This window comes from Thermogladius sp. (assembly GCF_049970955.1).
In the GTDB taxonomy this organism is placed as follows: domain Archaea; phylum Thermoproteota; class Thermoprotei_A; order Sulfolobales; family Desulfurococcaceae; genus Thermogladius.
In genome coordinates, this window is sequence record NZ_JBMFLY010000050.1 from 1 (window position 1) to 6,157 (window position 6,157).

General features: G+C 55.2%; 7 protein-coding genes. 2 read left to right on the forward strand and 5 right to left on the reverse strand.

The window, feature by feature from the left end; translation table 11 throughout:
- Nucleotides 1–737: diphthine synthase (dph5, locus tag ACP5VX_RS05790; protein ID WP_428724938.1), on the reverse strand; the 737-nt coding region annotated here is incomplete at its 3' end.
- A gap of 3 nt (nt 738–740) precedes the next feature.
- Nucleotides 741–2,084 carry a hypothetical protein gene (locus ACP5VX_RS05795; RefSeq protein WP_428724939.1) on the reverse strand — a complete coding sequence of 448 codons (1,344 nt, stop codon included), beginning with the start codon at nt 2,082–2,084 and terminating at the stop codon, nt 741–743.
- A 118-nt stretch (nt 2,085–2,202) separates the two neighbouring features.
- On the opposite strand from ACP5VX_RS05795, the gene ACP5VX_RS05800 reads away from it, so the two are divergent.
- Nucleotides 2,203–2,982 carry an isopentenyl phosphate kinase gene (locus ACP5VX_RS05800; RefSeq protein WP_428724940.1) on the forward strand — a complete coding sequence of 260 codons (780 nt, stop codon included), beginning with the start codon at nt 2,203–2,205 and terminating at the stop codon, nt 2,980–2,982.
- On the opposite strand, the gene ACP5VX_RS05805 is transcribed toward ACP5VX_RS05800, so the two are convergent.
- Nucleotides 2,979–3,398 carry a hypothetical protein gene (locus ACP5VX_RS05805; protein ID WP_428724941.1) on the reverse strand — a complete coding sequence of 140 codons (420 nt, stop codon included), beginning with the start codon at nt 3,396–3,398 and terminating at the stop codon, nt 2,979–2,981. The two genes, ACP5VX_RS05800 and ACP5VX_RS05805, sit on opposite strands and share 4 nt — an antisense overlap.
- Before the next feature lie 61 nt (nt 3,399–3,459).
- Here ACP5VX_RS05805 and ACP5VX_RS05810 point away from each other — a divergent pair, with 61 nt between their 5' ends.
- A complete protein-coding gene (locus ACP5VX_RS05810) occupies nt 3,460–3,672 on the forward strand; it encodes a hypothetical protein (RefSeq protein ID WP_428724942.1) in 213 nt (70 codons plus the stop codon).
- Nucleotides 3,673–3,695: 23 nt separating this feature from the next.
- Here the strand turns inward: ACP5VX_RS05810 and ACP5VX_RS05815 are convergent, their stop codons facing one another.
- The gene (locus tag ACP5VX_RS05815) at nt 3,696–5,162 is read right to left on the reverse strand and encodes a DUF2139 domain-containing protein (RefSeq protein WP_428724943.1); all 1,467 of its coding nucleotides are present in this window, start codon (nt 5,160–5,162) and stop codon (nt 3,696–3,698) included.
- Nucleotides 5,163–5,295: 133 nt separating this feature from the next.
- A partial coding sequence (locus ACP5VX_RS05820) for a protein-tyrosine phosphatase family protein (protein ID WP_428724944.1) occupies nt 5,296–6,157 on the reverse strand: 862 nt, incomplete at its 5' end.

Sequence of the window (6,157 nt, forward strand, 5' to 3'; positions counted from 1 at the left end):
CAGTTGTACCTCAAGCTCTCCACCTCCATGAAGTGGAGGTCTCCCGTGACTATGAGGGAGTGCGGGGGCCCAGGGTACTTGTACCCCCCGAGGTTCGGGACTAGATCTGCCACCATGTACTCGTCGCTGAACCCCAACCTCGCAAGCCCCACACCGACTCTCTCGGCTAACAACCCCTGCTTATCCGCCTCCAGCAACATGCTAACAGCCTCCTGGACGGTCATAGCCCTCGACTCCTCCGTTCTCAAGTCGAGTAGAATTAGCGTGTGCAGACCTCTAGAGGTGTTGTCTTGTATGACTCTCAGCACGTAGTCGACAGATGAGGGGTCGTACGTCAGGGTCACAGTCCTGCCAAGCTTATAGAAATGGAGCCCGCTCCTACTGAATGCTAGTGCGACCACTGTTAGACCGTTCACGACTTTCACTTTCACCCCTCTTTTAGCGGCCTCCACTCTTATGGCCTCGTGGGTCGTGGCTATTAGTGGGTCGCCCGGTACGAGTATAGCTACGTTCCTCCTCGCCGCCTCTTCGACGATCCTCTCAATGCCCGCTCCCTCCAGGTCGCTACGCTTAGCTAGCCGGACCTCCTTGCGTCCAATTAGTTCTATGATCCTGTCGATGTCGCCGTGAATGCTAGTGTACGTGTCGACGATTACAAGGTCGGCGGACTTGATCGCCTGGATCGCCTGTAGTGTTAGGTCCTCGTACTTCATCCCTATACCCACTAGCAAGAGCAACGTCTACCACCCTGCCGAGCGCCAGGCGACCCTCATCACGTAAATGATCGCCGCGTTGTAAACTAAAGTTATCATGATTGAGGTTAGGGGCATTGCGTTGTAGAGGCTCCTGAAGATGAAGTAGGAGGTGGGGCTGGACTTTAGGAAGGAGATAATGGCCGCTAGCGGGTTGTGGTACCCGTAGCTCGCGTAGAAAATCCCCTCAGCGGGCTCCCAGCTAGAGTCCTCCACGATGTATATGTCCCCTCCGACGATCACCGCGGTGTAGAACGTGAAAAACGGGTATATCGCGAGGCTCCACATGGGCAGGGCCACGCTCACCCTCCTTAGCTTAAGTCCTAGGTCCCCTCCTAGCCTGGCCGACATTGCTATGAGAAGGGGGGTCAACCAGGTCAGGTAGTTGAGACCTCCTACTTTGTTGAGGACCAACATCCCACTAACGACCAGGACGTAGTAGAACAGCGCCTTCTCTGTGTGGACTCCTATTCGGACTAGCTTGTAGAAAAGGTAGGCCATGAACGCTGCGAAGGGCACGACCCAAGCCCACGTAATGAACTCCGGCAAGAGCTGGACGTTGAACGACACCGCGTAGAGGGGTACCGCCCACAAACTCAGGTCTTGCGGGTAGCGGAGACCGTGGAATAGGAGGCTTTTTGCGACGAAGTCTACCGGGTCGTAGAGTAGGAAGGGTAGCGAGAACAACACGATCGGCGCGACGAAGTACACGAAGGCGTCTACGAGCGCCCTCCTTAGACCGTGGCGCTTGAGTATGTAGGCGAAGGGGACCAAAGCGATGAACACGAAGATCTGCTTCAGTAGAGTAACAAAGGACGCTAGTAGCAGGCTTTTTTCTGCTTTTCCCTCCTCGAGAAGTATCATGGACAACAAAATTAGCAAAGCCACGAGGAGATCGAACTGGAAGCCCGCCAAGGTTGAATATGCGCTTAGGTTGATCAACCACAGTATGCCGGCCGCGTACCCGTACCTCCTCCGGAGTACGAGGTATATGAGGTTAAAGCTCAATATGAAGGGTATCTTGTCGACCAAGACTACTACAGGGTTCAACGGGCCAGCCTCGAACTTGAGCAGGCTTGCGAGACTTAGCCCCAGCCAGTGGAAGAGCAGGAACGTGTAGACCGTCAACGGAAAGTAGGCCGTCTTCGCAGCCAGAGCATACGTTTTGCTCAAGCCGTACTTGACCGCTATATCGTACCACTGCTCGAAGTACCTGTAGTCGTAGTAAGCGGTTGTGAAAGGCGCAGCAAACGCTATAAAGGTGTTGGCCACTATTAACGGGATCCAAGACCTCTCCAGCTTCTCGACGAAGCGGTTGACAGCAAAGCGCATGTACTTAAACCACCGCACGAGTTTTTAACCGCACTCAAAATCTAGATTAGGCGCTCGAAGATAAAAATAGGCCTAGGAGAGATGGGCAGTGGAGAGCTCTGCGGACCGGGCCGAACCTGTGGTCTACCTTAAAGCCGGGGGTAGCTTTCTGACGAACAAAGAGAAGCCTTTCAGCCTGAACTTCCGCGCTTTGAGCTCTCTGGCTAAGATTTTGAGGGACGTCCCAGCCGAGTTACCGTTGGTTCTAGGTAACGGAGGCGGTAGCTTTGCCCACACAGTCGTAAAAGCCATGCGCGATAAGTACGGCGCCAGGCCCCTGCTTGTAAGGTGCCAGTCGACAACACGCTGGCTAAACAAGCTCGTCGTCGACTACCTCGTGCTCGAAGGAGTCGATGCCACCTCTATCCAAACAAGCGCCATCATCACCGGGGGCCCCGGCGGGTTCGTGGTCAATCACCTGCCAGTCGTGATGTCGATCAAGAGGGGGATAAGACCTGTGGTTTACGGGGAGTGCGTTTTCACCGAGGACGGCTACTCCGTGCTCTCCACGGAGGCGGTCTTCTCACTGCTGGCAGAAAGGATTAGGCCCTCGCTGTTCGTCTTCCTCATGGACGTGGAAGGGGTCTACACGTGTGACCCGAAGAAGTGCGAGGAACCCGAGCTAATCCCGAGGATCGATAGTAGTAACGCTGGGAGGGTCTTGAAGAGTCTGGGAGCTCGGTCAGCCACAGACGCTACTGGCGGGATATCTGGCAAGGTCAGGTCAGCCATAGAGCTCTCTGCAAAGTTTGGGGTCCCCGTGGTCTTGATGAGCGGGTTCAACACTGATGACGCCGTTAAGGCTTTGACAGGACAACTCGAGGACGTCAGAGGAACGGTCGTCTATCTAGGTCGTTAGACTAGGTAGATGGCGAGAGTCCCCTGCGTGAGGTCGAAGTAAGGCTCCCTTTTACGCGATACGACAATACACGAGATCCGCCTGGTCAGTACCAGGTAGTCGATCAAGCTCTCGCCGGGTGTGGTCACCGTCACGTACTCCTCGAACCCTAGGTCTACACTGCTTATCACGTATTTTCCCAAGTCGAGCTCCTCGCTACAGTTCACGGCGTCCGCGGGCTTTAGCTCCTCGTGCTCCACGTAGATGTACTTCTTTCTCTCGTCGCTCGCTACGCGATACGACTTGACCTGCTCGAAGACCACCCCCCTGGGCCTGACCTCCACATTGAAGCTCCCCTCAATCCTTAAGGCGTCGTCTTCTAGTTTTACCAATAGGCCCGACGAACCCCACTTCACGCACTTCCTCTTACTGGTCAAAGTCTCACTCTACCTTTTTAAAGAGCCCGAAATGGTTACTTAAATAGTAAGAGGGGTTACTATGCCGAAGAGCCCAACCGTGATATTGCGGGAGGAGGCGAGAAAGAGGGGGGTGGAGGTCCTAGACATTTACTCGTTCAAGGGGGTAGACCTGGTCAGAGCGAGAATTGGGAACAAGGTCGTCGTTGTCGAGTCGACTAAAAAGGTCTCGACCCTCACGACGAAGGACGAGGTCGTCAAGTTCGTAGAAGACCTCCTTAAAAAGCTGGCGTGAACGCTAGCAGTGGAGCTAAGGGACTACTCTAGGACTATATACACCACCGCTTTCTCGTCGGGGCTCACCAACTTAAACGAGACTATGTTGTCGTGGCTGCTTAGGTCTACTCTGTTCCAGCCCTCAGAAATGGAATAGCTGCTAGTGTCGACAAGCCTCGGCGGTAAGCCTAGATCGTACTCGCTCACCTTGAGAGTATTGGGCTTGCTCGAGTATACCCTCAGGTGGGGCTCCTTGTACCCGGTCAATGGTACGCCGCCAAAGACCCTACTGCCCACAGTGGATCCCTCGACCCTGAAAACGACGGGTGGCTGTCTACCCGTGAGGATGCCCTCTTCGCTAACGCTTAAGACCTCTCTCACCCCGACATCGATCTTGGTCGCGTCCCTCCCTCCCAGGTTGGGTGAGTTGTTCGTGCCGAGTAGCACGTCGCCGCCTCTTTTGGTCATACTCGTGATCCTGGCTCCCACTGCGAGGACTATTCTAGCAACCGGCGGGGTTATGTAGACGAGAACAGACGGGCCCACGGTATAGTTTAGAGTCCTTACCAAGCTTTTCTTGGGCTCTGCCACGTGTAGGGCTCCGTGAGAGTATGCGTTGAACGCAGCTAGTACACCGCCCCCGATTACGAGGGCGTTGCTCCTGGAGGGCGAGTACTGCGTCCCTGGGAAATCAAACAAGCGAACAAACGAGGGCTCCTCGACGTCAGGCTCTACAGGGTTCCCTACGAGTAGTCCACCCCTGAAGAAGTGCCAGTACCTAGCGTAGGCTGAGACCGCGTAACCGCTGCCCCTGTTCTCGACGCCTTCACCGTCTACGCTTATAGCGGACCAGTCCCGGACACCATAGTAGAGCATCTTCTTCTCGTGTGGGTCGTAGCACTGGACCCCGTCTACACCCCTCCTCCAGTCCGGTTGCATGTCGAAGCACGCGAACTCCAGAAAGAGGCTGCCCTTCAACCCCGGGACGTCGCTGAGCCTTTTCAGCTCCCTACCGGACCTGTCTAGCTCGAATATCCCGAGGTTGAAGTGCCCGTCGGCCCTGGCTAGTAGGAGTTTGTCGTTCAGCCTGTCGTAGACTATCTCGGATACCTCACCGGCCCACTCCCTCTCACTTCTGGCACTCTCGCTCCAGACAAGCCTAACAGTCTTTTCGTTGATGTTGTACTCGTGTACGTGTGAGTACTTGTTCCTGAAATCGATCTCACCGGCAAACCCCTCTCTCGATTTGTAAACGGCTGGGTTATGGACCCACCCGCCAAAGTATATGTACTCGTCCACGGTCTCGACGGCGTTGTACGTGTCTCCGCCCGACGAAGGGCCCGGCCCCAATAGCTCGAACCTGTAAACCGTCTCCTCGTTGTCGTGTCGGAAGTGCGCCTCTGCTTCCATCGATAACGTGTAGTACAGGACTTTTCTGTAGTAGGTCAAGCCGAATACTCCGCCGCTACCCCACTCTGGCCCGTAACCCGGCTTGAAGAGGTAGTCCATGACCTCACCCGGCTAACTCTTTAATGGGAAAGATAAAAACGATTTCCTCCCCGGTGCGCGAACAAAGATTCGAGAGAGTAAACCCTCCTCATGGGGCTCCGAGAGCTCTTAGGAGCTCCGAGGACCAAAGGCTTTAGAAAACGTAGTCCATGTAGAGACCCGTCTCCACGTAAATGTCTCTCAAACCGGCCCTCTCCAACTCGGTCGAAGCCCCCGCGACTCTAGCGGCTATGTCATCGCATGGCAAGTCGCACAGCAGCCTCAAGTGCAAGACCCCGTTATTCACCTCACCGTCGAGGACGACTACCCTCCCGCTCATGTCCTGGTCTAACGCTATAGCCAGCCTCGCGATACCGGTAACGTGCTCGGCTCCACCGGCTCTCACCTCCTTTATAACGTCTTCGATAGAACTCCTCAACTCGCGTCTCCCCATGCCGATCAAGTTGCCCAGCTCTATCACGAACTGGACAACCTTCGACAAGTGGAGAAGCCGCTTAGAATCAAGCTCGCCGGCGAGAGCCCTGTATTGAGAGACTACGCTCTCCCCACCCATGAGCTCGACGAGAGTACTGAAGTCTTCGAGGAGCCTGAGCTGCCAAGGTATCTCGAAAGCCCCGCTGACGACGCTCCTAACCCTTCTCACAGCTGTGTAGAGGTCGTAGCCCCTATAGACTAAGTAGCTACCGGTGACCTGGCTACTCCTCCCGACACCTCCGGAGCAGTGGACCAGTACTCTACCACCCCTTTCGCGGTGTCTCTCAATGAAGTCTATCGAGCCTATAACGTGGACTAGTTCTACGGGGTGAAAGTCGTGAGTTGGGGCGTGGTAGACCTCGACACCTTTTGATGTAAAGGCCATTATAAGGTCCTCGGGCCTCTCCTCTCTTGAGAGGAGGTTGACGACCCCTGTGAAAACGTTTTTTACAACGTCGACGTCGCCGAGGCCCGGTCGAGGGGACTGCGCTAGGAGCCCAGGTATAATCCACTTGAACATC

What these genes read in the sequence shown, in the direction of transcription:
- ACP5VX_RS05795 (WP_428724939.1), bottom strand. Translation starts at nt 2,084, where the DNA reads ATGCGCTTTGCTGTCAACCGCTTCGTCGAGAAGCTGGAGAGGTCTTGG.
- ACP5VX_RS05810 (WP_428724942.1), top strand. Translation starts at nt 3,460, where the DNA reads ATGCCGAAGAGCCCAACCGTGATATTGCGGGAGGAGGCGAGAAAGAGG.
- ACP5VX_RS05815 (WP_428724943.1), bottom strand. Translation starts at nt 5,162, where the DNA reads ATGGACTACCTCTTCAAGCCGGGTTACGGGCCAGAGTGGGGTAGCGGC.